13 protein-coding genes are annotated in these 25051 nt (G+C 44.7%); all 13 read left to right on the forward strand.

Annotation, left to right across the window (positions count from 1 at the left end; all coding sequences use genetic code 11):
- Window positions 1-202: 202 nt before the first annotated feature.
- The 13 genes from H1A11_RS16050 to H1A11_RS16110 all read left to right on the forward strand — a co-directional run bounded on the left by H1A11_RS16050 (window position 203) and on the right by H1A11_RS16110 (window position 25043).
- Window positions 203-361, forward strand: coding sequence for a hypothetical protein (locus tag H1A11_RS16050; protein WP_158562799.1), 159 nt, complete (start codon window positions 203-205; stop codon window positions 359-361).
- 125 nt (window positions 362-486) lie between these two features.
- Window positions 487-2304 carry a glycoside hydrolase family 2 protein gene (locus tag H1A11_RS16055; RefSeq protein ID WP_119962000.1) on the forward strand — a complete coding sequence of 606 codons (1818 nt, stop codon included), beginning with the start codon at window positions 487-489 and terminating at the stop codon, window positions 2302-2304.
- Between the two features lie 104 nt (window positions 2305-2408).
- Window positions 2409-6362, forward strand: coding sequence for a hybrid sensor histidine kinase/response regulator transcription factor (locus tag H1A11_RS16060; protein WP_181757444.1), 3954 nt, complete (start codon window positions 2409-2411; stop codon window positions 6360-6362).
- Window positions 6363-6842: 480 nt separating this feature from the next.
- Entirely contained in the window at window positions 6843-9920 is a 3078-nt protein-coding gene (locus tag H1A11_RS16065; protein WP_119961998.1) for a TonB-dependent receptor, read from the forward strand.
- A gap of 8 nt (window positions 9921-9928) precedes the next feature.
- The gene (locus H1A11_RS16070; protein ID WP_119962026.1) at window positions 9929-11764 is read left to right on the forward strand and encodes a RagB/SusD family nutrient uptake outer membrane protein; all 1836 of its coding nucleotides are present in this window, start codon (window positions 9929-9931) and stop codon (window positions 11762-11764) included.
- A gap of 160 nt (window positions 11765-11924) precedes the next feature.
- Window positions 11925-13778 carry a hypothetical protein gene (locus H1A11_RS16075; protein ID WP_119961997.1) on the forward strand — a complete coding sequence of 618 codons (1854 nt, stop codon included), beginning with the start codon at window positions 11925-11927 and terminating at the stop codon, window positions 13776-13778.
- A 136-nt stretch (window positions 13779-13914) separates the two neighbouring features.
- Entirely contained in the window at window positions 13915-14265 is a 351-nt protein-coding gene (locus H1A11_RS16080; RefSeq protein ID WP_220186796.1) for a glycosyl hydrolase, read from the forward strand.
- A gap of 166 nt (window positions 14266-14431) precedes the next feature.
- Window positions 14432-17086: a family 43 glycosylhydrolase gene (locus tag H1A11_RS16085; RefSeq protein ID WP_119962025.1), complete on the forward strand. Its 2655-nt coding sequence runs from the start codon at window positions 14432-14434 to the stop codon at window positions 17084-17086.
- 208 nt (window positions 17087-17294) lie between these two features.
- Complete coding sequence (locus H1A11_RS16090; protein WP_117964326.1) at window positions 17295-18263, forward strand: glycoside hydrolase family 43 protein; 969 nt, start codon at window positions 17295-17297, stop codon at window positions 18261-18263.
- 3 nt (window positions 18264-18266) lie between these two features.
- Window positions 18267-19235: a glycoside hydrolase family 43 protein gene (locus H1A11_RS16095; protein WP_165853614.1), complete on the forward strand. Its 969-nt coding sequence runs from the start codon at window positions 18267-18269 to the stop codon at window positions 19233-19235.
- The gene (locus H1A11_RS16100; RefSeq protein ID WP_242496919.1) at window positions 19232-21295 is read left to right on the forward strand and encodes a glycoside hydrolase family 172 protein; all 2064 of its coding nucleotides are present in this window, start codon (window positions 19232-19234) and stop codon (window positions 21293-21295) included. The genes H1A11_RS16095 and H1A11_RS16100 overlap by 4 nt, the downstream gene beginning before the upstream one ends.
- Before the next feature lie 11 nt (window positions 21296-21306).
- The gene (locus tag H1A11_RS16105; protein WP_129643304.1) at window positions 21307-22311 is read left to right on the forward strand and encodes a family 43 glycosylhydrolase; all 1005 of its coding nucleotides are present in this window, start codon (window positions 21307-21309) and stop codon (window positions 22309-22311) included.
- Between the two features lie 5 nt (window positions 22312-22316).
- On the forward strand, window positions 22317-25043 hold the full coding sequence (locus H1A11_RS16110) for an alpha-L-rhamnosidase (RefSeq protein WP_181757445.1): 2727 nt from the start codon (window positions 22317-22319) through the stop codon (window positions 25041-25043).
- The last annotated feature ends 8 nt before the right edge of the window (window positions 25044-25051 follow it).

Consider the following 25051-nt stretch of genomic DNA (forward strand, 5'->3'; position numbering starts at 1 on the left):
CATTGCTTATATTTCCGCATCCGGTATCATACTTATTTTCTGGATTTCTTTAACTGGAGACATATTGCTTGTATTTGGTCTGTAATGTAATCAAAATAAAACTTTTTAGTGTGATTACTTTTCTTTTTGAAAAAGAGACATATCTTTGCAGTGATTGAATATTAAAAAGCGTTTTGATTGATTAATTTTAAGGAAGAGAAGCATGAGAAAGAAATTCTTCTTGTTAATCATTGTCTGTCTGGTTATGGGGGCAGTGACCGATATCGAAGGTAACTTTACAATCTTGAATGTACTGAGTACGGTATTTCTGTCAGCAGGTTGGCAAAACTGTCAGAAAGATGCCTTTGATGGATTCCTTTGATAAAATGAGACGATAATACCTTGATATTTCACAAAAATACTATTTATTGGCTCGAAATTTCTATTCTTTTTTTCTGAATCGGCTTATCTTTGCTTTCGTAGAAATCAATAAAAAGTTATAATACTATGAGAAGACTTTTCCTCATATCGTCATTCTTGACGTTGTTTGCAATCGGAAGCTCGGCGCAATGGAAGCCGGCAGGTGATAAAATCAAAACGGACTGGGCATCCCAGATTAATCCCGCGAATGTGTTGCCCGAATATCCTCGTCCCATCATGGAACGGAGTGACTGGAAGAACTTGAACGGACTGTGGAATTATGCCGTTATAAATAAAGGTGAGCATCTTCCGGCAGAGTTCGAAGGGCAGATACTTGTTCCCTTTGCTATTGAATCCTCCTTGTCCGGAGTTGGAAAAAGAATCAATGAAAACCAGGAACTGGTCTACCAGCGCAGTTTTGAAATTCCTTCTGCCTGGAAGGGAAAACAAGTGCTGTTGCACTTTGGTGCTGTCGACTGGAAAACGGATGTATGGGTGAATGATGTGAAAGTAGGCAGCCATACGGGGGGATTTACTCCGTTCTCCTTCGATATTACTGCCGCCCTTTCTGGCAAAGGCAACAATCAGTTGGTCGTAAAGGTTTGGGACCCAACGGATAAAGGACCTCAACCCCGTGGAAAGCAGGTCAGCAATCCGGAAGGTATCTGGTACACTCCCGTAAGCGGTATCTGGCAGACGGTATGGATGGAGCCGGTTGCCGGAAAACATATCGAGAATCTCCGTATCACTCCCGATATTGACCGTAATCTGTTGACAGTGAGGGCTGAATTGAATAGTGCATGCCCTTCTGACTTTGTGGAAGTGAATGTGTATGACGGCAATCAACTGGTAGCTACCGGCAAAAGTATCAATGCAGAGCCGGTGGAGGTGTCCATGCCCCGGAATGCCAAGTTGTGGAGTCCGGATTCCCCCTTCCTTTATACGCTGAAAGTGACGCTGAAAAGCGGAGGAAAGGTAGTGGATAAGGTGGACAGCTATGCTGCCATGCGTAAGTACTCCACCCGTCGTGACGCGGATGGTATCGTACGTCTGGAACTGAATAACGAAGCTTTGTTCCAGTTTGGACCGCTGGACCAGGGCTGGTGGCCCGACGGACTGTATACAGCTCCCACAGACGAGGCTTTGCTGTACGATGTACAGAAGACGAAAGATTTCGGTTTCAATATGATTCGCAAGCATATCAAGGTGGAACCGGCACGTTGGTACACACATTGTGACCGTTTGGGTATCATCGTATGGCAGGATATGCCGAGCGGTGACCGTAATCCGGAATGGCAGAACCGTCGCTATTTCGACGGGACAGAAATGAAACGTTCTGCCGAATCCGAAGCTTATTATCGAAAGGAATGGAAAGAAATAATGGATTGCCTCTACTCTTATCCGTGTATCGGTACATGGGTACCGTTCAACGAAGCTTGGGGGCAGTTCAAGACGGTAGAGATAGCCGAATGGACGAAACAGTATGACCCGACCCGCCTGGTGAATCCGGCAAGCGGCGGTAACCATTATACTTGCGGTGACATGCTCGACCTTCACAACTATCCCCAACCGGAAATGTATCTGTATGATGCACAGCGCGCTACGGTTTTGGGTGAGTATGGCGGCATTGGCCTTGTCTTGAAAGACCATCTTTGGGAACCGAATCGCAACTGGGGATATGTTCAGTTTAACTCTTCCAAAGAAGTGACTGATGAGTACGTGAAATATGCCGATATGCTGTATCGGATGATAAAAAGAGGTTTCTCGGCGGCCGTCTATACACAGACCACGGATGTGGAGGTGGAAGTGAACGGTCTGATGACTTACGACCGCAAGGTGATAAAGCTGGATGAGAAACGCGTGAAGGAGATAAATACGCGTATCTGCAATTCACTTAAGAAATAAGGGCATTTATAATTTACCATTTACAAAGTACAATTTGGCTGCGCTGTTATCTGCATAGTTAAATTGTACTTTGTAAATGGTAAATTGTACATAAAAATGTTGTTATGAAACGATTGATTATAAAGCTTTTCCTTAGTCTGTGCCTATGGGCGGTATTGCCGGTCTGTGCACAGAATGCTGTTCATTACTATTTCAGAACGATGGATATCCGGAACGGTCTTTCGCAGAACACCGTGTATCAGATTTTGCAGGATAGGAAAGGCTTTATGTGGTTCGGAACCAAGGACGGTCTGAACCGTTATGACGGATTGTCTTTCCGTGTCTACAAGAAGGAGAATTCCAGTTTAGGCAGGAATTTCATAACCGCACTCTATGAAGACCGCCGGGGTAATATCTGGATTGGAACCGATGGAGGAGTCTTTATTTACGACCCCGTGTTGGATTCCTTTACCGCTTTCGATGAGGCCAGTGATAACGGCAGTATCATCAGGGATTTCGTCACTATGATTGGAAGTGACGAGGACGATAATATCTGGATATCGGTAGAAAACCAGGGGTTGTTCTGTTATAAACCGGATGAAGGGAGCCTGCTGAACTATCTGCACGATTCGGGACTGCCCAATGTCACCCGCTTTTGGCTGAATGGGAATACGTGTTGGCTGGCTTTGTATGCGGATAATCTTTACTATGCGAAAGCTGACTTTGAAACTCCTCTGCAGCCTTTCAAGGATGCGGAAGGAAATGAAATTTTCAAAAATGATATTATTAACTGGCAGGTCAACGGACCCCATAACTGCGTATATATCGCTTCGCTGAACGGTTTGACAGAGATAAATCAGACTACAGGCAAGACGCGGAAGCTGCTGAACACCTATGTGAGGGCCTTGCAGTTCAAATCTGACAACGAGCTGTGGGTGGGTGCAGAGTCTGGTTTGTATATTTACAATCTGACGAATGACAAGATTACCCATCTGACCGTTCCCGACCAGGATGATTCGTATGCATTGTCGGACAAAGCCATTTATTCGCTCTGCTGTGACAAGGAGAACGGCATGTGGATAGGTTCCTATTTCGGTGGAGTGAACTATTATCCTTATCAGTGGACTTATTTCGAGAAGTTCTATCCGAGAGACAATCTCAGGCATTTTGGCCGTCGTGTACGGGAAATCTGTGAAAGTAATGACGGCACTTTGTGGATAGGTACCGAAGACAAAGGCTTGTTCAATTACAATCCGGAAAACGGAAAGATAGTGCCCTTTGAACATCCGGCCATTTATCAGAATGTTCATGGCCTTTGTCTGGATGGGGATGATTTGTGGGTAGGTACGTTTTCCGGTGGTCTGAACCGGGTGAATCTTCGGACCAGGCGGGTGAAACATTATGCCAAGGGTGAGAGTGAGAATTCCATGGTCGCCAATGACGCCTTTACCATTTGCAGGACCACTACGGGAGACGTGTGGATAGGCACCACGTCCGGTCTGTTGAAGTATAATCGTCCCACGGATGACTTTACCCGGATTCCTCAGCTGAAGAATATGTTTACTTATGACATTCTGGAGGACTTCAACGGAAATTTGTGGTTTGCCACTTTCTCCAATGGAGTGTTCTGCTACAATGTAAGAAGCCGGCAGTGGAGGAATTATCTGCCTAATGAGAACGATTCGACCTCTCTTCCCTACAATAAAGTAATCAGTATTTACGAGGACAGCAAGAAGCGTCTGTGGTTCATGACGCTGGGTGAGGGCTTCTGCCGCTACAATCCGGAAACGGATAATTTTACCCGTTATGACATGTCGAAAGGATTTCCGAGCAATACCATTTACAAGATGGTCGAGGATAAGCGGGGAAACTTATGGATTACTTCTAATTATGGTCTGGTCTGCTTCAATCCCGATACGGAGAGCAAGCATGTTTATACCACGGCTAATGGGTTGCTGAGCAACCAGTTTAATTTCCAGTCCGGTTACATTGACAAGAAAGGACGCATCTATTTAGGAAGTATCAACGGATTCATTGCCTTTGATCCGGAAACTTTTGTGGAGAATACTTTCCTCCCTCCCGTGGTGATTACAGACTTCTTTCTGTTCAATAAACGGCTTTCGGTGGATAGTCCGGATTCTCCTTTAGAGAAGAGCATTACCTATGCGGATGAAATAGAACTGGATGCCGACCAAAACTCCTTCTCTTTCCAGGTTGCGGCTTTAAGTTATCAAGCACCCGAAATGAATGGACTTGAATATAAGTTGGAAGGTTTTGACCGCGACTGGTATACGGTAGGGCGGAATTCCATCATCAACTATTCAAACCTTCCTTATGGAAGCTATACATTGCGTATAAAAGGTTCCAACAGCGATGGCAAGTGGAATGCTACGGAACGTGTGCTCGACATCCATATTCATCCTCCTTTCTATCTCTCCACCTGGGCATATGCCGGTTATACGATATTGGCGTTATGCTCACTGGCTGCTGTAATCATCTATTTCAGAAAACGGACCCGGCAGAAGCATCAGCAGGCTATGGACAAGTTTGAGCGGGAAAAGGAACGTGAGTTGTATACTGCAAAGATAGACTTCTTTACAAATGTGGCGCATGAGATACGTACACCACTTACACTGATAAAGAGCCCGCTTGAGAATGTACTGGCTTCCCAATCTGTTTCGGATGACATCAGGGATGATTTGGAGACCATGGAACTGAACACCAACCGACTGCTCGATTTGGTAAACCAGTTGCTGGACTTCCGGAAGACAGAGACACAAGGCTTCCGATTGAATTTTGTGGAATGTGACGTATCTGAGCTCTTACAGAAGACGTATAAGCGTTTCAAGCCTTTAGCACGTGAAAGGGGGCTGGCATTGAGTATAGAGACTCCCGAAAGCTTGTATGCTTCGGTTGATAGGGAAGGGCTTACCAAGATTATCAGCAATCTGCTGACCAATGCGATAAAGTATTCGGAGACCTATATACGCATCAGGTTATATTCGGAAGGTGAAAGACTGCTGCTTTCTGTATGCAATGACGGCCTTGTCATTCCGGTAGAGATGCGCGAGGAGATTTTCAAGCCGTTCATCCAGTATAAAACCGGTACGTTGCGCTCTGTGCCCGGCACCGGTATCGGGCTTGCGCTTGCCCGTTCATTGGCCGAACTCCATGAGGGTACGTTGTGCATGGAAGATTCGATGGAGAACAACTGTTTCCTGCTGTCACTTCCACTAAGGCACGAGCAGACGGTGGTCGTAGAGCATAAAGAACCGGTAATGGTCGGGGAATCCTCCGAGGAAAGTGGTGCAGGTACTGCCTTGGAACAGCACCGGTATACCCTTTTGGTGGTGGAAGACAGTCCGGAAATGCAGGCATTTATTGTGAAACAGCTCTCTTCGGAATATCGTGTGCTGACTACCGTGAACGGAGTGGAGGCTTTGAAAGTGCTGAAAGAGCATACTGTAAATCTTGTCATTTCAGACATAATGATGCCCGAGATGGATGGATTAGAATTGTGCGAACACCTGAAGTCCAAGCTTGACTATAGCCATATACCGATTATTCTGCTTACAGCGAAGACGACCCTTCAAGCCAAAATAGAGGGAATGAAATTGGGGGCTGACGTATATATAGAGAAACCTTTCTCTGTGGAATATCTGAAAGTGTGTGTAGCCAATCTGCTGAACAATCGTGAGAAGCTACGGGCTTCTTTAGTCAATTCTCCTTTTGTGCAGACGGGCAGTATGGCAATGACAAAGGCAGATGAATCTTTCCTTAAAACATTGAAGGAAGTGGTGGTTGCCAATATGCAGAATCCGGATTTCTGTCTGGATGATATGGCAAGCCTGCTGAACATGAGCCGTTCGAGCCTGAATCGGAAGATAAAGGGCATATTGGATATGACTCCCAATGACTACATCCGCTTGGAACGACTGAAGAAAGCGGCGCAGCTTTTGAAGGAAGGGGAGTGTAAAATCAATGAGGTTTGCTACATGACCGGCTTCAATACTCCTTCCTATTTTACCAAGTGCTTTCAGAAGCAATTCGGTATTTTGCCCAAAGACTTCGTGAAATGATTGAATTTATGTTAGTATAATGACCAATTACGAAAGTGCATACAGAAAGAGGGTAGATGGTTGGGGGGATACATTCTTAATGCGGAGTTATTGATTGGAAGTATGCTCCATTTATCTAATCTATAGCTATTTGTAAACTTGTTCGAAAATTTTTGTTTATGTATAAAAGGTATTCTTTCTCTTTTCCCCATTTGTATCTGTACTTATTTGGTGAATGATTACCCATGGTTAAAATAGAAAAATGGACTTAAATGCTCTTTGAAATGTATTCAGAGGTGTTTTTTGAATTTATCATTATATAGATTGAAGCGATATTTGTATTAAATTTACTTTTGTACTAATATATTTGCATCCAGAAACCAATTAATTGTTAATACTATGAAATGAATATTTTTATCTATTTGACAAATGCTTTACACATTTGTGGGATGTCAATTTTTGTGTTTTATTCGAAAATCTAATTCTATTAAAAATTATTTTATGTGCTGTATTAATCAAAAAAACAAGTTGAAAGTAAATAGACGAGTGATTTTTCTATTTATGTTGGTATTTATTTGCTTTTCATTATTTGCACAAAGTGAGAAGATGGTGGTGCAAGGGTATGTGACAGATGCCGCAAGGGATCCATTGCCTGGTGTTACAATTACTGTAAAAGGTACTTCTGATGGGGTGATTACTAATGTTGACGGAGAATATTCTATTACTGTATCAAAGAATGCTATTCTCATTTTTAGCTATGTGGGATTTGTCGATCAGGAAATCCCTATTGCTGGTAGTAAGATTCTTAATGTAACTATGGAAGAAGAAATTGGTAAACTGGACGAAGTCGTAATTGTTGGATATGGTACACAAAAAAAAGTAAGTGTAACTGGTTCTGTATCTAATATATCAACGAAAGAATTGGCCAAAATTTCGACACCTTCACTTAGTAACACTTTAGGAGGACAGATTCCTGGTATCGTGACACGTCAAGCAATAGGTGAGCCCGGGTATGATCAGGCCCAAATTTATATTCGTGGTTTTGGTACTTGGACAAATAGAAATCCTTTGGTTTTGGTTGATGGAATTGAGCGAGATATGAATACGATTAATACTGAAGAAGTAGAAAGCATTTCGGTTTTAAAAGATGCATCGGCAACAGCTGTTTATGGAGTTCGTGGAGCTAATGGTGTAATTTTGATTACAACTAAAAAAGGTAATATAGGAAAACCTAAAATAACATTTAGAACTGAATATGCAGTGTTAACTGGACTTAGGTATCCTGATTACATCAATGCTGCAGAATATGCAGAATTGGTTAATGAAGGGCGTAGGAATGTAGGTATTACAAGTATGGCCTACACAGATGAGCAAATTGAATTATATCGTAACGGGAGTGACCCTTATTTGCATCCTAACGTAGATTGGGTAGATGAAATATTGCGTAAAAATACGACCCAAAGTATTACGAATTTGAATATTACAGGTGGTAGTGAAGTTGTGAGATATTTTGTGAATGTTGGGTATACATCTCAAAGTGGTTTATATAAAGAAGATAACTTAAATAATTACAATACAAATAGTAAAATTAATCGCTACAATTTTCGTTCTCGCGTAGATGTAAACCTTTCAAAAGATTTGTCTGTTGAGTTAGGAGTCGGAGGTATCATTCAAAGCCGTAATTTCCCGGGTAAAAGCCAAGGTGATATCTTTACAGCATTGAGAAGAACACCTCCTTTGGCTTTTCCAAAACAGAATCCGGATGGTTCTCCTGGAGGTATTTCTGCATTTTTGGGTAGTAATCCGTGGGGTATGGTGACACAAAGTGGATATGAATCTCAAAATTGGAATACATTGCAAGGAACTTTTTCAGCACATTGGGATTTATCTTCTCTGATAACGAAGGGATTATCACTGAATGGGCGTTTTGCATATGACCATTATTATATTAATAATAAACAATACTATAAGGACTTTGAAGTGAAACATTATGACGGGAAAGATGCGGAAGGGAATGATTTGTATACGGTTTTGCGAGAAGAAAATATCAAAAATGTGGGATTGCATGAAAGTGCGAATAGAGCTATATATTATGAAGTCGCTTTGAATTATGATCGCACTTTTGATAAACATAATGTTGCAGGAATGTTTCTATTTAATAGACGTGATTATGTTGATTTAAGAAATACAGACCCTACTGGCTCTCTACCATATAGACGTCAGGGCATAGCAGGGCGTGTTAGTTATAATTGGAATCAGAGATATTTTGCAGAATTTAATTTTGGTTATAATGGTTCGGAGCAATTCCCCAAAGGAAAAAGATATGGTTTTTTCCCTTCTATTTCATTGGGCTATGTAATTACGAATGAAGATTTCTGGAATCCGGAATGGGCTGTCAGTAACTTGAAGATAAGAGGTAGCTATGGTGAGGTAGGTAATGATATATCGAATAGTGCTCGTTTTTTGTATCTGACAACTATGAATATGCATAGTGCAACCATTCCGTTCGGTAAGGATGGCAACACATATTTGGAAGGTCTTAGTGAAGGAAAGATTGGTAATCCTAATGTTACGTGGGAAACGGCTAAGAAACTAAATGTTGGCTTTGATTTGGGTTTGTTTAAAGATGCTTTGTCATTGCAGGTTGATATTTTTAGTGAGAAACGCGATGGCATTTTGATTAATCGTGGAACTATACCTAGTGTAGGAGGGTTCCCCGATGGTGCTATACCTGTGGCTAATTTAGGGAAAGCTGAGAATAAAGGTATTGAAGCTGCGTTGGAATTCAAAAAAACGACTCACAATGGGTTGTTCTATTCTTTGAGAGGTAATTTCTCGTTTGCACGTAATAAAATTATAGAAAATGATGAACCGGAGCCCCTATATAAATATCAGGATGCTCGCGGACGTTGCATTGATCAGCCTTTTGGCTTGGTTGCTTTAGGTTTCTTTAAAGATCAAGATGATATAAAGAATAGTCCTCGGCAAACATTCCAAAGCGAGGTACGTCCTGGAGATATCAAGTACATGGATGTGAATGATGATGGTGTGATAGATGATTATGACAAGGTGGCTATTGGTTACCCCCGAACACCTGAAATAATGATGGGATTTGGTGGAACTGTGGCATATAAGGGGTTTGATGTTAGTGTGTTCTTTACTGGGGCAGCTCATACAAGTTTCTTCTTGGATGGGCCGACGATGTATCCTTTCTATAATGGAGAAGGTTCTTGGAATGTATTGCGTGAATATTACGATCATAGGTGGACTCCCGAAACAGCTGTTACAGCTAAATATCCGTTGGTTACAAATGAATTTAGTAATAACAATTATAGAACTTCTACTTTATGGATGAAAAATGGTTCTTATTTAAAGTTGAAGACGGCTGAAATAGGATATACATTCAAAGGACATTTAATTGATAAGATGTTCATGGATGATATCCGTATATTTTGTAATGGGCAGAACTTATTATCTTTCGACCATTTAAAAATAGTAGATCCGGAAGCAGATAATGGAACTGGTAGTTATCCCATGCAGAGAAGTATAAATGTAGGTTTCCAAATTAATTTTAAATAATGAGATTTATGAAAAAACAAATGATTGATAATAAGATATTGAAGTTCTGTTTTTTGATGCTTGCGGTTGTAATGTCGTCATGTAGTGATTATTTAGATAAGACTCCTGATGATGCTTCATCAAAGACAATGGAGGATATTTTTAGTAACCAGCTATATACAGAACGCTTTCTTTTGAAGACATATAGTTATCTTCCTCCGGAAAATAATTACAATGATAATTTTGCACATTCTCCGTGGAGTGGTGCTTCTGATGAGATGAATTTAACTTGGACATATCCCATGTGTAAGAAAATGAATTCGGGATCGTGGGATGCTTCAATGATTGAAGAAAATTGTAATATCTGGACAGAATTATATCGAGGAATACGCCAATGCAATTTGTTTTTGGAGAATGTCGTTAATTCGCCAGTAGATGAAGCTACAAAAAATATGTGGATTGGGGAGGTGCATTTTCTACGTGGACTATTTCATTTCTTTTTGTTGCGAAATTATGGGCCTATTCCAATTATAGACCATTCTTTGAAAATGGATGAAAAGTACTATTATGTTCGGAATACATTTGATCAATGTATAGACTTCATCGTGACAGAATTTCAACAATGCATTGATAGTAATGTTCCGATAGCTTATACAAATACTTCCGGTTCTATAGTGACATCAAAATATGGGCGTGTGACTAAAGCGGCAGCTTTAGCTATGAAATCTAGAGTTTTACTCTATGCTGCAAGTCCGCTATTCAATGGGAATGCTGATTATGTGAATTATAAAAATGAAGATGGGACTTTATTATTTGGAGCGAAGGATGATGGAAAATGGCAGTTAGCAGCAAATGCTGCATTGGAGTGCATTACTCAGGTGGAGCAGAGTGGTCATTATAAATTGTATCATTCTAAAACAGATGATCCTTATAATAACTATGCTGAGATTTTCTTACCTGGGAATAAATGGAATGAAGAAATTTTGTTTGCTCGCAATAAGGGAACATCGTTTGGTAATAATATTCACCAGGAACAATGTATGTCACCTAATGGAATGGGAGGATGGTCTGGACTAAGTCCGACGCAAGAAATGGTTGATGCTTATGAGATGAGTGATGGCACAACTCCGATTGTTGGGTACAATATAGATGGAAGCCCTATAATAAATAGTGAAAGTAAATATTGTGAGGAGGGAGTAGCTGAAGTTGCTGGTAAATATCATCCTGCAGGCATTTCGAATATGTATGCTAATAGAGAGCCTCGTTTCTATGCTACGATCAATTTTAATGGGCAACAATGGCGAGGAAGAACTTTGGAGTTCTTTTATGGAGGTAAAGATGGTATGCAAAATAGTAGTGTTGATTACTCTTCAACTGGATATTTGTTGAGAAAGACATCAGATGAGGAGGTGAATATTGTTGCCGGTACTGGAGGACAGATTGAGATTGCGATATATGCTAGATTGGCTGAGATATATTTGAATTATGCGGAAGCTTTGAATGAAGCGAAAGGACCTATTGATGAAGTATATAAATATGTAAATTTGATTAGAAATCGTTCTGGTCTTCCTAATTTGAGGATAGGATTAAGTAAAGAAGAGATGAGAGAACGGATTCATCATGAGCGTAGAATAGAGTTGGCTTTTGAAGCGGGGCATCGTTATTTCGATTGTCATCGTTGGAAAATAGCAGAAATTGTTGATAATGGAGATATTCATGGAATGAATATAAATGCTGGCTTAGAGCATTATTTTGAACGTACTAGAATTAGTAAACGTATTTTTGAGAAAAAGCATTATTTGTTTCCTGTTCCTCAGGCTGAAATTAATAAACGTATAGGTGTGGTGCAATCCCCGTTGTGGTAGTTCTTATGAATATTGATGAAGTAATAGCTTGTGAAGAAGTTATTACTTCGTTTCCTTTTAATTTAATGGCTTATGAGTATATTAAAATATATATTTGCTCCGTTATCTTGGAAACGGACAAACTATCAACATTAAAGTCTAATTTTAAAATATTTTAAGCATGAAACGAACGGCTATATTATTTTATACGCTGCTCCCTCTGTTATTGCTGATTGGCAGTGGACAAGCCTTGGCACGCAAGCAATGGACGGAAAAACAAGCTTGGAAATGGCAAGAAGAAGTGGGCGTTATCAAGGGCTTCAATGAACCCAATCCGGCCTACCCCAGCATGACGCGGGTCGATGTGTTGTGCAAAGCCCATGAAGTGGGTTTGAACAGCGTGCGCTTTTGGGTGCGCGGGCGGACTTCTGATGACCAAATCCGGTACATTCAACAGATGATAGACGATGCCGACCAATTCGGCATGACCGTCTCGCCCGTCATCTCATGCGTGGCTGACAACTATTGGCGCAACCGGGGCAAACAGCCCATGCAGGAATATGAAGCGACCGTCCGGAAAGTCATCCGGGCTTTCGCCAAGGAGAAACGCATTGTGTTTTGGGATTTGTGGAACGAACCCCGCTATGAAGACAAGGCGGAAACCTACGAACAGATGGATATACTCGAACAGATGGTGCAGTGGTGTCGCGACGAAAATCCGATCCAGCCACTTACGTCCTCCATCATCTGGGCTACTATCAAACGAAACAGCAAGTCGCTCAAACGCATGGCGGAAGTGGAAAGCATGATGGACATACACAACTTCCACTACTACAACTGTGCGCTCAACTTCAGCAAAAATATTAATGACATGATGGACTATCTGCAAGAAATAGGCTCTCGTCCCATGGTAGCGACTGAGTGCCTCACCCGCACGAACGGCTCTGGCATAGCCCGTACATTCGCCGCATTTTCAAAATACAAAGTCAATTTCTACATTTGGGGATTGTATATCAACGACTGCAACTGGGAAGCCCGCTGGGGACGGAGCACTTACGACCCCTACGGTCCGATGTTCCACAATATCCTCTATAGTGACGGAACGGCCTATGACAGCCGGGAGATAGCGATGATCAAAAACTACCGCTTCGCTTCTCCAGGAGAAGAACTCTATCCCGGACTGGAAATCACCGAACGCTGGAATCACAAAAGAGCCTGGCAATGGATGGCAACTGGTCCGTTGAAGGGACGTGCCGCACAAACCCTCTATTTGGGCACAACGCAGCTCCCGGGCTACAATGCCGTCAGCCTGAAACTGTCATACCGTGATTGGGTGACCGACTCTACCGCGTTTTTCAACAATTTGGAAGAGCAATTGAGTCTTGCCGCAACGAACCGGCTCACAGTCATGCCGGTATTGCTCACTGACGATGATTTCAATGCTCCGCACCTTTCCTTGGCAGAATATGTCGGCACGGTCATCGGCAAATACTATTGTGACACCCGTATCAAAGCGTGGGAATTGTACCACCATCCCGGCGAGAAAGTGACCGCTGCGTCCGCGCTCCGCGAACTGATCACGCTCATCTTCCGCCACGCCCGCAACCAGTATGCCAATCAGCCGCTTACCATGACACCTTATGTACAAGTGAAGCCGTTTGCTCCCGATTTTAACTATTGGGGAGCTTTGGTACATGGGCATAGAGCCGGTTGGGACTACCTGACTTACGGAGGAGGAAGCTCTGCCGAACTCTGTTACCAAATATGGAGTCTGTCTGACATTATCGCTTTTTCCTCTGCTCAAAAAGCACCGGAAACCGGCTGGCTGGCCAGTATCTGCTATCGTTTCGGACGGCCGATTTTCTGTACGGAGTGGAACGCTCCCGCGGTGGAAGACATCGTTCCTACCTTGGAACGCTTTGCTATCAGCCAACTGCATTGGTTTTCCGGTCAAGAGATTTCCTCTGAACTGCTGGATAATTTCGCGTTCAAGCAGATTTCTACCCAACGGCAAGTCACGGAGGGGATATTTTAAATGTCAGATTGATTTCTGCGATACCTTATTCAATATCAAGGAATACAGCAGGGTGCAGTTCTGCGTTATGGTGCTGAGCTGTAGCGTTTATGAAAACTACGTGGCCAAAACAATTGCTAAGATGTATTAGGGAGCGATACCCCTATGGGATTATTACATATGGAGGATACAGCTGGAAGTAAATGGTAAGATGTTGAATATCAGTAATGAACATGCTCTGTGCATATCTCGTTATATGACATCTACGGATAAACTTGTCTGGGATGTCTCTAAAGGAGAGTGGGGCGTGCTGCGTACGGGAATGATGCCGACCGGACGAACCAATTTCCCGGGTGGCCCGGATGGCACTGGCCTTGAGATAGACAAGATGAGCAAGGGGCATCTTGCCATGCATTTTGATACGTTTATCGGACAAATTTTAACGCGTATTCCCGCACAAGACCGCCGGATATTCAAGGTGTGGTTCAGAATGCCTTACTCGAACTAAGCGACTATGTTTGGGGATATTGTTATACTCAACTGACTGATGTAGAGCAAGAACAGAATGGTCTTTATTATTATGACCGTACATCTAAATTCGATATGAAACGTATTCATGTTATTTTTAGCAAGTTACCTAAGAAAATGAAATGATGTCCAAACTATATTATACTATGTCTGATTATAAAAAACTACTATTACCATTTGCCTTTGCTTGCTGCAGCACTTTGTTCGCGCAGAACGTCCAGAATCCGGTACTTCCGGGAGTAGCCGATGCCGGTGCGATGAAGTATAATGGCAAGTACTACATCGGCGGAGTTTTTACGAATGGGGACTTTTATGTATCCGATGACTTGGTTCATTGGGGTAAGCCTATCCATGTGGTAGATATGGATAACGATTGGAGCAGGGGCAGTGGAGCAGGCAATGACCAAATCCATGCCAACGATATGCTCTACCTGAACGGTGACTTCCATCTGTATTGGTCTGTCAATTACTGGAGAAGAGACAAGCATGCCGTTCACATTGTACACGCACAAAGTAAAGATGTCCTGGGGCCTTATGCAGAACCCGACAAGAAGACATGGATGGATAACCGCATCGACCCTATGATATTCAGAGATGATGATGGACAACTATACATGTATATGGTACGTTTTACTGATGGAAATACCATATGGGGACGTAAAATGAAGAACCCGGCAGAATTTGCCGGCGAACCGGTGTGCCAGTTCGCCTCATTGCCAGATACATGGGAAACGATGGATAACAGAGTAGCGGAGGGACCGTGGGTCATGAAGTATAGAGACCGCTACTATATGATGTATAATGCCAACCATACCTCTACAGAGTGGGGCAATTATCAGTTGGGAGTTGCTGAGGCAGACTTTCCTTTAGGTTTTCAAAATGGTAATAAATATAGCTATCCGGTTGTAGGTTGCAATCAGACACAACTGGAGGAGAAGCAAGTGGATTTATTGCGGTATGGCCGCACGTATGAGCCGTTGTTTGCTTATACGGAGAGCAAGCCGGAGGGCGACTGGACAAAAGCGACCTACGATGACTCCGGCTGGGCGAGGGGGGAGACCGGCTTTTCGTCCCGTGAAGTGAAAGGTTCCACAACCCGGCATCTGGGTACTTGGTGGAATACGCCCTCCCTATGGTTGCGAAAGACTTTCTCTGCCGGTAGCGAAACCGGCAATCTGGCACTGCGTGTCGCTCACGATGGAGATACCCGGATTTATCTGAACGGAACAATTGTCTACGAGAAGCAGGGGCGTGATTATTGCATCGTAAACCTGGACAAGAAGCTGCGTGCTGCTTTGAAGGAAGGCACGAATCTGCTTGCCGTAGAAACAAACAAGGGACGTTCGCAATTCTTCGACGTTTCTCTGTTCGATATGAAAGACGGCATTGCCGATGATATTCTGATGACTCCCGGTCAGCCCAATATTTTGAGAGGTCCCAACGGATTTGAATGGTGGCTGATTTATATGGCAAACAAGAACGATGAGCATCGGGGACAATATATCAACCGTGTCCAGTTCTTCGACAAGACTTTGTTTGTGGACGGTATCACTGGTCCACGTACGGCGGGTTATCATCCCGAACCTTCGATGCCCACGTTTGCGGATAAAGGCGAAACTGCTTCGTTCGGTGTGCTGAAGCAAGTACAGCCGTCCGTGGCTTACTTGTTCGAGACAGGAGTCAAGACCGAGGGTGGAGCCGGTGTCATTGCTTGGTGGAAGGATGCAGATAACTGTGCCTATGTAGGTTTGGATGCCGAGAACCGGAGCTGGTACCTGCGTACACTTGTCGGCGGTAAAGAAAATAAGGAATCTTATGCCCTGCCGGAAGATTTCCGTTGGGGGGTGTATCATCATCTGCGCATTGAGCGTAATGGTGGCTGTCTGAAGATTTGGCTGGATGAGATTCCCGCACCGGGAAAACATGTCTTTGCAGAGGCTGTTCCGGCAGAAGAAGCGGGTGTTCCCGGAGTATTTGATGAGACAAAGTCTGCTTTGTTCGAAGGGACTACCTATACCATCGGTTTCGATGATGTGCATTTTCAGCTTTCGGAGAATGAGGAGTTGTTGAAAGGCGATTTCCTGAACGATTATGAATTCAGCTTCCAGTTATCCGGCTTGTCCGGACAAGACAAGGCAGGAAGCTATCCGGTTTATGTGGATAAGGATAACTATGTGAAGGCTCAGTTTAATGGTGCTACCCGTATGCTTGAGGTGACAGCTGTGAAGAAGGGGAAAAACGCTTGGAAAAAGGAGTTTTCACTAGGATGCCTGCAAACATTCTATCCGGATGTGAAGTATACCGACTTCATTGAGAAAGATTATCGTTTTGCTGCACCTACGTGGCTGGATACCCTTTACCTGAACCGTCATGAAGCAGGTAACAAGTCCGAATTTGTAGATGACATGTTCGGCAAATTCGACATAGAGTACCTGAATGGCAGCGAATGGTATCCGATAGAGAGCAAAAGTGGGGGAGTAGCAGAACATCCTGCGTATAATTATTGTACCTTTACTCCGGTGAAGGCAGAAGGTATCCGGTTCATTAACAAGGAGGCGGAAGATTTGGAACGCCATATCTATAAGATAGGCGTACACGAGTTGTGGAAAGACTCCTATAATTTTCGTGCAGTACGCCGGGCGGACAAACTGTATCTGTTTGTGGACGGCAGGGAATTGGGTACGTTAGACATCCGCTACCCTGCGTCCCGCATCGGATTCTGTTCGGAGGGCGAATCTCCTGCCTATAAGGGAGTGCTGTATTATCACATAGGGCAGGTTCCCAATCAGATGAAGCCTTGATTGGATGTTGGAACCGCATTTTGTCTTGAAATTTGCACATCGAATGATAAAACTGTAATATGTTGGTAATCAGTCTGCTTAAATTACTCTTATCTAAGTATACGACTGAGGGAACCTAAGTATATGACTGAGACCTCTTCACTATACGAGGAGATGACGAAATGAGTTTGATGTAAATATTTATTTTGAAATAGAAACCATGAGAATCATGAAAAAGAATTTTATATGTATGTATTTGTTTCTGTCGGCTACGCTGGCTTCCTGTCAGTCCTGCTCTTCAGACTATAAGGATGTGGACGATATTGTTGTCGAAGGAGTTGAAACACCGGTACCTTTGGGCGACCCGTTCATCATGTTGTACGAGGGTACTTACTATGCATACGGCACCCATGCGGATGACGGCATTGAAGTCTATACCTCCGATGATTTGCAGACTTGGAAGTATAAGGGCATGGCGCTCCAAAAGAAGGATGTCTGGGCCGACCGTTGGTTCTGGGCGCCGGAGGTCTACGAAGTGAACGGGAAGTTCTATATGTACTATTCGGCAGACGAGCATATCTGTGTGGCAACAGCCGATTCGCCCGCAGGTCCGTTCACTCAGAGCAAGAAGGAGCCCCAGATTGCCGATGAGAAATGCATTGATAACTCCCTGTTCATTGATGACGACGGCACACCTTATCTCTTTTTCGACCGTTTCAACGACGGACTCAACATTTGGGTGGCCGAATTGGAGAAAGACCTCATGACTATCAAGAAGGAGACCATGCATCCTTGCATTCACGTTTCTCAGGCATGGGAGGAAGTGTGGCCTCGTGTGAATGAAGGTCCGTTTGTCGTCAAGCACAACGGAATTTATTATATGACTTATTCCGCCAACAGTTATGAAAGTCCCTTCTACGGCATAGGTTGCGCCACGGCTACCGATTTGATGGGTACTTGGACCAAATACGAGGAGAATCCCTTGTTGCAGAAACCCGGAGAACTGGTCGGGGTGGGACACAGTGCCACCTTCACAGACAAGGCTGGCAAGCTTCGTCTTGTTTTCCATGCTCATAAGGACAAGAACAATATCCATCCGCGCGCCATGTATATCACTGATGTTTCTTTCGAGAAAGTGGACGGTGTGGACCGTATGAGAATCAGCAAGGACTATATGACCCCCAAAGTAGTAAAATAAAAGATGGATATGGAGAAAAATTGTATATGGTTGCTGTTGCTTTGTCTTTGTTTTGCCGGATGCAAGGAGAAGACGGTTGTAGAATCAGACTATCTGCCGATTGCCGACCCTTACGTGATGCTTTACGAAGGCAAGTACTATGCTTACGGCACCGGAGGTACGGTAGAAGGGGAGGGCTTTGCCTGCTTCTCTTCCGATGACCTGAAGAACTGGACGCGTGAAGGCCAGGCGTTGTCGGCCGCCGACTCCTACGGTACGTGGGGATTCTGGGCTCCGGAAGTCTACTATATCGAGTCGAAGAAAAAGTTTTACTTGTTCTACTCCACCGAAGAGCATATTTGCGTGGCAACGGCAGATACTCCCCAAGGCCCGTTCCGTCAGGAGGTGAAGCAGCCTATATGGGATGAGAAGAGCATTGATACTTCTCTCTTCATCGACGATGACGGCACGCCTTACCTTTATTTCGTGCGTTTCACAGATGGCAATGTCATTTGGGTGGCAGAAATGAACGATGATTTGACCGGCATCAAGCAGGAAACGTTGACGGAGTGCATTAAAGTGGGAGAGCCTTGGGAACTTTCGCAGGACAAGCCTGCCAAGGTGGCCGAAGGCCCTTCCGTCTTGAAGAAAGAGGGCATTTATTACCTGATTTATTCAGCCAATCACTTTGAAAGCAAAAATTACGGAGTGGGCTACGCAACTTCAGACAGTCCTATGGGACCGTGGAAGAAATACGAGGGAAACCCGATTCTGCAACGTGCCGATGGTTTGATGGGTACCGGACACGGAGCGCCCTTCCGTTGCAAAGACGGCAGTTGGAAATATATTTTCCATGCACACTGGGATTCCACGAAGGTACAGCCGCGTACTTCGTACATCAAGGATTTTGCCATTTCCGACCAGAGAACGGTTTCTATCGGTGGCCCTCTTATCCGTCCGCAGGTATTAACTGATAATCTGACATCAAAATGAAAAAAGGACTGTTTTATTATATGCTGATAGCATGCCTCTGTGCTTGTCAAAAGAAGACAGAAACAATCTCTACTGCTTCTTTATTGAAAGAAATGGTGGATTGTGAAGCATTGGCAAAGTATCCTGAACCTTATTATGAAACCAGGCAGTTCAGTAGTTACGACCGGGCGTCTGTCAAAAAAGATAGTGTCTCTTGGTATGCCAATTGTGACCGAAGCCAGTTTCTGCGCGTTGATTCCATTGACGGACGGAGAGAGTTTGTTCTGGTTGATACGGACGGTCCGGGAGCTATCACTCGCTTTTGGGTGACTGTAGCCGCATATTCGGATAAAGGAACCCTGCGTTTTTATCTTGATAATCAGGAGGTTCCCGAAATAGGAGGGGAGGTTCTGGGCATATTGAGCGGACATGCTCTGGTAGATGCGCCTCTTTCGGCTTCTGTATCGGAACTGACGGACTATAAGCAGAGGGGACATAATCTGTATCTGCCCATACCTTATGCCAAGCATTGCAAGATTACCTATGAAAGTCCTTCCATCAAGGAACCCGGCGAGTTTTCCGAAGAATGCTTCTATTACAACATCAATTACCGTACTTATGCAGAAGGAACGTCTGTAGCCACTTTCTCTAAGGAGGACATCAAGCAGAATGCGAAATTACTGGCAGATGTACAACGAAAACTGACTGTATCCCGGAGGGAAATAGGAGGATTGCAGAAAGAACCGATGCTTCGGAGTGTGCTGGCTGCCGGTGAAGAGCGGGATATGACCCTTTCCGGTCCGGGTGCTGTTCGGCGTCTGGACGTAAAGCTGCATGCCGGAGACTTTGACCAGGCATTGCGTTCTACGGTTCTGCGTATTTCTTTTGATGGAAACGAAACTGTATGGGTACCGGTAGGAGACTTTTTCGGAAGCGGGAACCGTCTTTCTCCGTTTCAGACTTTTTATACCGAAGTAACATCCGATTCACTGTTTTCTTGCTTTTGGGTAATGCCCTATCAGAAAGATTGCAGGATTGCATTGCAGAATGTGGGGACGGACGAGGTTGAGGCTTCTCTGACTGCATACACCTCGGCTTGGAAATGGGATGAAAGAAGTATGTACTTCGGTGCGGGGTGGACGGAGTTCTCTCATCTGCATACCCGTACAAATCCGGATAAGCCTACGACAGACGACCACTTTGAAGTAAATTTCGTGAAACTGACCGGCAGAGGAGTATATGTGGGCGATGGGGTAACCTTGTTCAACTCCTTGGCCGACTGGTGGGGCGAAGGTGATGAAAAAGTGTATGTGAACGGTGAGGAATTTCCTTCGCACTTCGGCACCGGTACGGAAGACTATTACGGTTATGCCTGGTGTATGCACAATGTTTTCAGCCATCCGTTTATTGCCGAGCCGGATGGAACAGGCTCCACTCAGTGTGGGCACGTCTCCAATGTGCGCTATCGTGGTTTGGATGCCATTCCTTTCAGCAAGTCATTGACGTTTGACATGGAGATATGGCATTGGGGCAGTACGGTCATCAACTATGCTCCTACTACTTTCTGGTATATGCTGCCCGGTGGAGCATCCAACCGCAAGGCGGAAGCTGCTAAAGCATCTGCGGATATTGCAAAGCATAAGAATGATCTGGTGAGCAATGTAGCCGTTGCCGGAAGGAAGGTGGAAGGCGAATATTTGGATATTCGGCTGACCGGAGGAATTGAAAGATCGCAAAGTATACCTGCCATGAACTGGAGTAACGGTGCCCAGTTCTTTTGGGCTGAAGCAAAGGAAGGCGATAAAGCTTCCTTAGGCTTTAAAGTCGACAAGGGAGGCAATTATCGGTTGAAAATAGCTTTTACGGTAGCACCGGATTATGGTTGTATAGATTTGTACCTGAACAACCATAAACTGAAAGAAAACCTGAATCTGTATAGTACCGGGCTGGCAACGAATGTATTGGATTTGGGGACAGTTACTTTGCAAGACGGCTCTAATGAATTGCTGATTATACAGAAAAAGGCTGATAGCCGTTCTGCGAATTCATTGTTGGGCATGGATTATTTAATAATACAATAATTAAGGATAATATGAAGAAACAAATTCTGATGTTTGCATTATGTTGCCTGACGACATGCTCTTCGTCGTCGGCGACAAAAGAAAACGAGCCGGAAGAACAGCCGAAGAATGTCTATCGCAATCCGGTGATAAACTACAGTTTGCCCGACCCTTCTGTGATAAAGGGCGGTGACGGCTACTACTATCTGTATGCCACCGAGGACATACGTAATCTGCCGATTCACCGTTCCAGGAATCTGGTGGATTGGGAATATGTAGGTACTGCCTTTACCGACCGTACCCGACCTGATTTTGAGCCGAACGGCGGTTTGTGGGCACCGGACATCAACAAGATAGGTGATAAATACGTACTCTACTATTCCATGTCCGTTTGGGGAGGCGAGTGGAATTGCGGCATCGGTTGTGCCACTGCCGATAAACCGGAGGGACCTTTCAAGGACCACGGGAAGATGTTCCGCAGCAATGAAATCAATGTGCAGAATTCCATCGACCCTTTCTACATAGAGGAGGGAGGAAAGAAATATCTTTTCTGGGGCAGCTTCCGTGGAATCTATGCGATTGAACTGTCCGATGACGGCTTGTCTTTGAAGGAAGGTGCCACACCGCAGCAAGTGGCGGGAACCGCTTACGAGGGTACTTATATCCATAAGAAAGACGGACATTACTATTTCTTTGCTTCCATAGGAAGTTGCTGTGAGGGGTTGAACAGTACCTACACTACCGTTGTAGGGCGTTCGGACAATCTTTTCGGCCCCTACGTCGACAAGAAAGGCGGTAGCATGATGGACAACAAGCACGAAGTGCTGATTCAGAAAAGCAATACCTTTGTGGGCACCGGCCATAACTCCGAGATTGTGACGGACAATGCCGGTAATGACTGGTTCTTCTATCATGCGGTGAGCACGAAGAATCCTGAAGGCCGCGTATTGATGCTGGATAAGATTAGCTGGGAAGACGGATGGCCGACAGTAGAAGGCTCCGTTGCATCTACAGAATCGGAGAAACCTGAATTCTGACGAGTATGAAGAATTTTATTTTAGTATCCTTGTTGGCCTTGCTTATGATGGGCTGTAAAACATCGAATGGAGGTGCCTTGGAAATAGTGGAACCTACCGTTGAAATGCGGGATAATCCCGAAGGAGTAGCTTCGTTTGCTCCCCGTTTCTCATGGCAGTTGGCAACCGGCAAGCAGGATGTGATGCAGACTGCTTATCAGATTGAAGTGGCAGATTCGGAAAAGAGTTTGCAGACCGGGGCCGGGCTGGTATGGAACAGTGGTCGTGTGGAGTCCGACCAGTCGGTGCTGGTGAAATATGCAGGGGCGCCTTTGGAGTCGGGACAGAAATATTATTGGCGTGTCACGGTATGGACAAATACCGGTGACAAAGCGCAAAGCAATGTCCGGCACTGGTCAATGTCCTTGCTGGACAGTTCGGACTGGAAAGCCGGCTGGATTGGACTGAACGACAGTACAAACTTGAAACTGGACGGTGAACGGACCATCCTTCCGGCACGTTATCTGAGGAAGGAGTTTGATTTGCCGTCACAGCCGAAGCGTGCAGTCCTTTATGTTTCGGGAGTAGGCTCTTCCGTATGCTATATGAATGGCGAGAGGATTGGAAACGATGTATTCGGTCCTTTGCCTACCTGGTACGATGCTTCTGTATCTTATCTGACCTATGATGTCACCCCCTTGTTGAAGTCCGGTACCAATACGATAGGCGTGGCTCTGGGCAACGGCCGCTATCTTTCCATGCGTGCCAATGGGATGGTAGGCTTTGGCTTACCTCGCCTCATGGCGCAGTTGAATATAGAGTACGACAATGGTGAGACGGTGTCGGTAGTCAGCGATGATTCCTGGAAAGCGACGAACCACGGTCCTATAACTGCGAACAACGAATTTGACGGTGAACATTACGATGCCCGCTTGGAATTGGGTAAATGGACGGAAAGCGGCTATAATGATTCCGGATGGCAGTTGGCCGAACGGATGGAGGCTCCCAAAGGAAAACTTGTGGCACAGCTCTCTCCGAGTCTGAAGGTGATGGAGGAGATAAAGCCAATATCCGTTAAATCGGTAGGTGATGGAAGATATATCGTGGATATGGGGCAGAATATGGTAGGAATACAGCAGGTGAAACTGCGTGGCAAGAAGGACAAGCCCATTACTATGCGTTTTGCCGAAGTGCTGAAGGACAATGGTACGGAACTGTATCTTGACAACCTGCGCAGTGCCCTTGTCACGGATATTTATACTCCTGCCGCTGACGGTGAGTTTGTTTGGGAACCGCTGTTTGTTTACCATGGTTTCCGTTTTATGGAAATATCCGGTTTGGACTATGAACCGGCAGCGGATGATTTCATCGGTAAGGTGGTGTATGATGAAATGGCAACGAACGGTACGTTCGAGACTTCCGAGGAGTTGATTAACAGAATTCACAAGAATGCCTATTGGGGAATCCGTGGAAACTATCGCGGTATGCCTACCGACTGCCCCCAGCGTGATGAACGTCTTGGATGGCTGGGCGACCGCACTACCGGTGCCTATGGTGAAAGTTTCATTTTCGGCAATGCCTTGATGTATAAGAAGTGGCTGGTGGATATAGAAGAGTCCATGAATGAAAATGGAAGTATCTCTGTGGTATCTCCCCGTTACTGGACCATCTTCCATGATGACGTGACTTGGCCGGCTGCCTATTTTTACGTAGCCGACATGCTTTACCGCCAGTTTGGCGATGATAGCTCCATCAAAGAGCGCTATCCGTCCATGAAGCGCTGGGTAAACCACATGACGGAGACCAAAATGAAGGACTATATTCTGGTGAAGGATGAATACGGGGATTGGTGCATGCCTCCCGAGTCGCCGGAGCTGATTCATTCGGAGGACCCTGCCCGTAAGACGAACGGTGAAGTGTTGAGTACAACGGTGTTTTACAGTATTCTGCAACTGATGGAGAAGTTCGCGCAAATGAACGGACTTCCGGCAGATGCTGAAGAGTATGCAGCACTTGCCATTAAGGTCAAGGACGCTTATAACAAGAAATTCTTCAATACTGAGACTGCACAGTATGACAACAATACGGTGACGGCAAACCTGCTTTCCCTCAGACTGGGTCTGGTTCCCGACGGATATGAAGATAAAGTATTTGCCAATGTCGTGGAGAAGACGGAAAAAGACTGTAAGGGACATGTCAGTGCCGGTGTGCTTGGCATCCAGCATCTGATGCGCGGACTTACCGAGTACGGCGGACTGGAACTTGCCTATAAGATAGTGACCAATGACACTTATCCCTCATGGGGTTACATGATTAAGAAGGGTGCAACCACCATTTGGGAATTATGGAATGGTGACACGGCAAATCCGGCGATGAATTCAAGAAACCATGTGATGCTTTTGGGAGACCTGCTGATATGGTTCTATGAGGATCTTGCCGGTATAAAAAATGCTCCCGCTTCCGTCGGGTTCAAGCAGATTCTGATGGAACCGGTATTCCCGGAAAAACTGAATTATGTGAATGCTTCGCATGTATCGCCTTATGGCAGGATAGGGAGTTCCTGGAAACGTGACGGCAATAAGCTGGAGTGGAACGTTGAGATTCCCGCCAATACAACCGCTACGATCAAGCTGCCGCTTGACTTCCATGTACAGGTAGATGCCGGTCAGGCGGGGATTCATTCCGTGGAGGAGGCTGACGGTAAGCTGGTAGTCGAATTGGGCTCCGGCAAGTATGTATTCATGTCTGAATGATATTTTCT

This window comes from Bacteroides sp. CACC 737 (assembly GCF_013874375.1).
Classification (GTDB): domain Bacteria; phylum Bacteroidota; class Bacteroidia; order Bacteroidales; family Bacteroidaceae; genus Bacteroides; species Bacteroides uniformis.

What these genes read in the sequence shown, in the direction of transcription:
- H1A11_RS16050 (WP_158562799.1), top strand. Translation starts at nt 203, where the DNA reads ATGAGAAAGAAATTCTTCTTGTTAATCATTGTCTGTCTGGTTATGGGG.
- H1A11_RS16055 (WP_119962000.1), top strand. Translation starts at nt 487, where the DNA reads ATGAGAAGACTTTTCCTCATATCGTCATTCTTGACGTTGTTTGCAATC.
- H1A11_RS16060 (WP_181757444.1), top strand. Translation starts at nt 2,409, where the DNA reads ATGAAACGATTGATTATAAAGCTTTTCCTTAGTCTGTGCCTATGGGCG.
- H1A11_RS16065 (WP_119961998.1), top strand. Translation starts at nt 6,843, where the DNA reads ATGTGCTGTATTAATCAAAAAAACAAGTTGAAAGTAAATAGACGAGTG.
- H1A11_RS16070 (WP_119962026.1), top strand. Translation starts at nt 9,929, where the DNA reads ATGAAAAAACAAATGATTGATAATAAGATATTGAAGTTCTGTTTTTTG.
- H1A11_RS16075 (WP_119961997.1), top strand. Translation starts at nt 11,925, where the DNA reads ATGAAACGAACGGCTATATTATTTTATACGCTGCTCCCTCTGTTATTG.
- H1A11_RS16085 (WP_119962025.1), top strand. Translation starts at nt 14,432, where the DNA reads ATGTCTGATTATAAAAAACTACTATTACCATTTGCCTTTGCTTGCTGC.
- H1A11_RS16090 (WP_117964326.1), top strand. Translation starts at nt 17,295, where the DNA reads ATGAAAAAGAATTTTATATGTATGTATTTGTTTCTGTCGGCTACGCTG.
- H1A11_RS16095 (WP_165853614.1), top strand. Translation starts at nt 18,267, where the DNA reads ATGGATATGGAGAAAAATTGTATATGGTTGCTGTTGCTTTGTCTTTGT.
- H1A11_RS16100 (WP_242496919.1), top strand. Translation starts at nt 19,232, where the DNA reads ATGAAAAAAGGACTGTTTTATTATATGCTGATAGCATGCCTCTGTGCT.
- H1A11_RS16105 (WP_129643304.1), top strand. Translation starts at nt 21,307, where the DNA reads ATGAAGAAACAAATTCTGATGTTTGCATTATGTTGCCTGACGACATGC.
- H1A11_RS16110 (WP_181757445.1), top strand. Translation starts at nt 22,317, where the DNA reads ATGAAGAATTTTATTTTAGTATCCTTGTTGGCCTTGCTTATGATGGGC.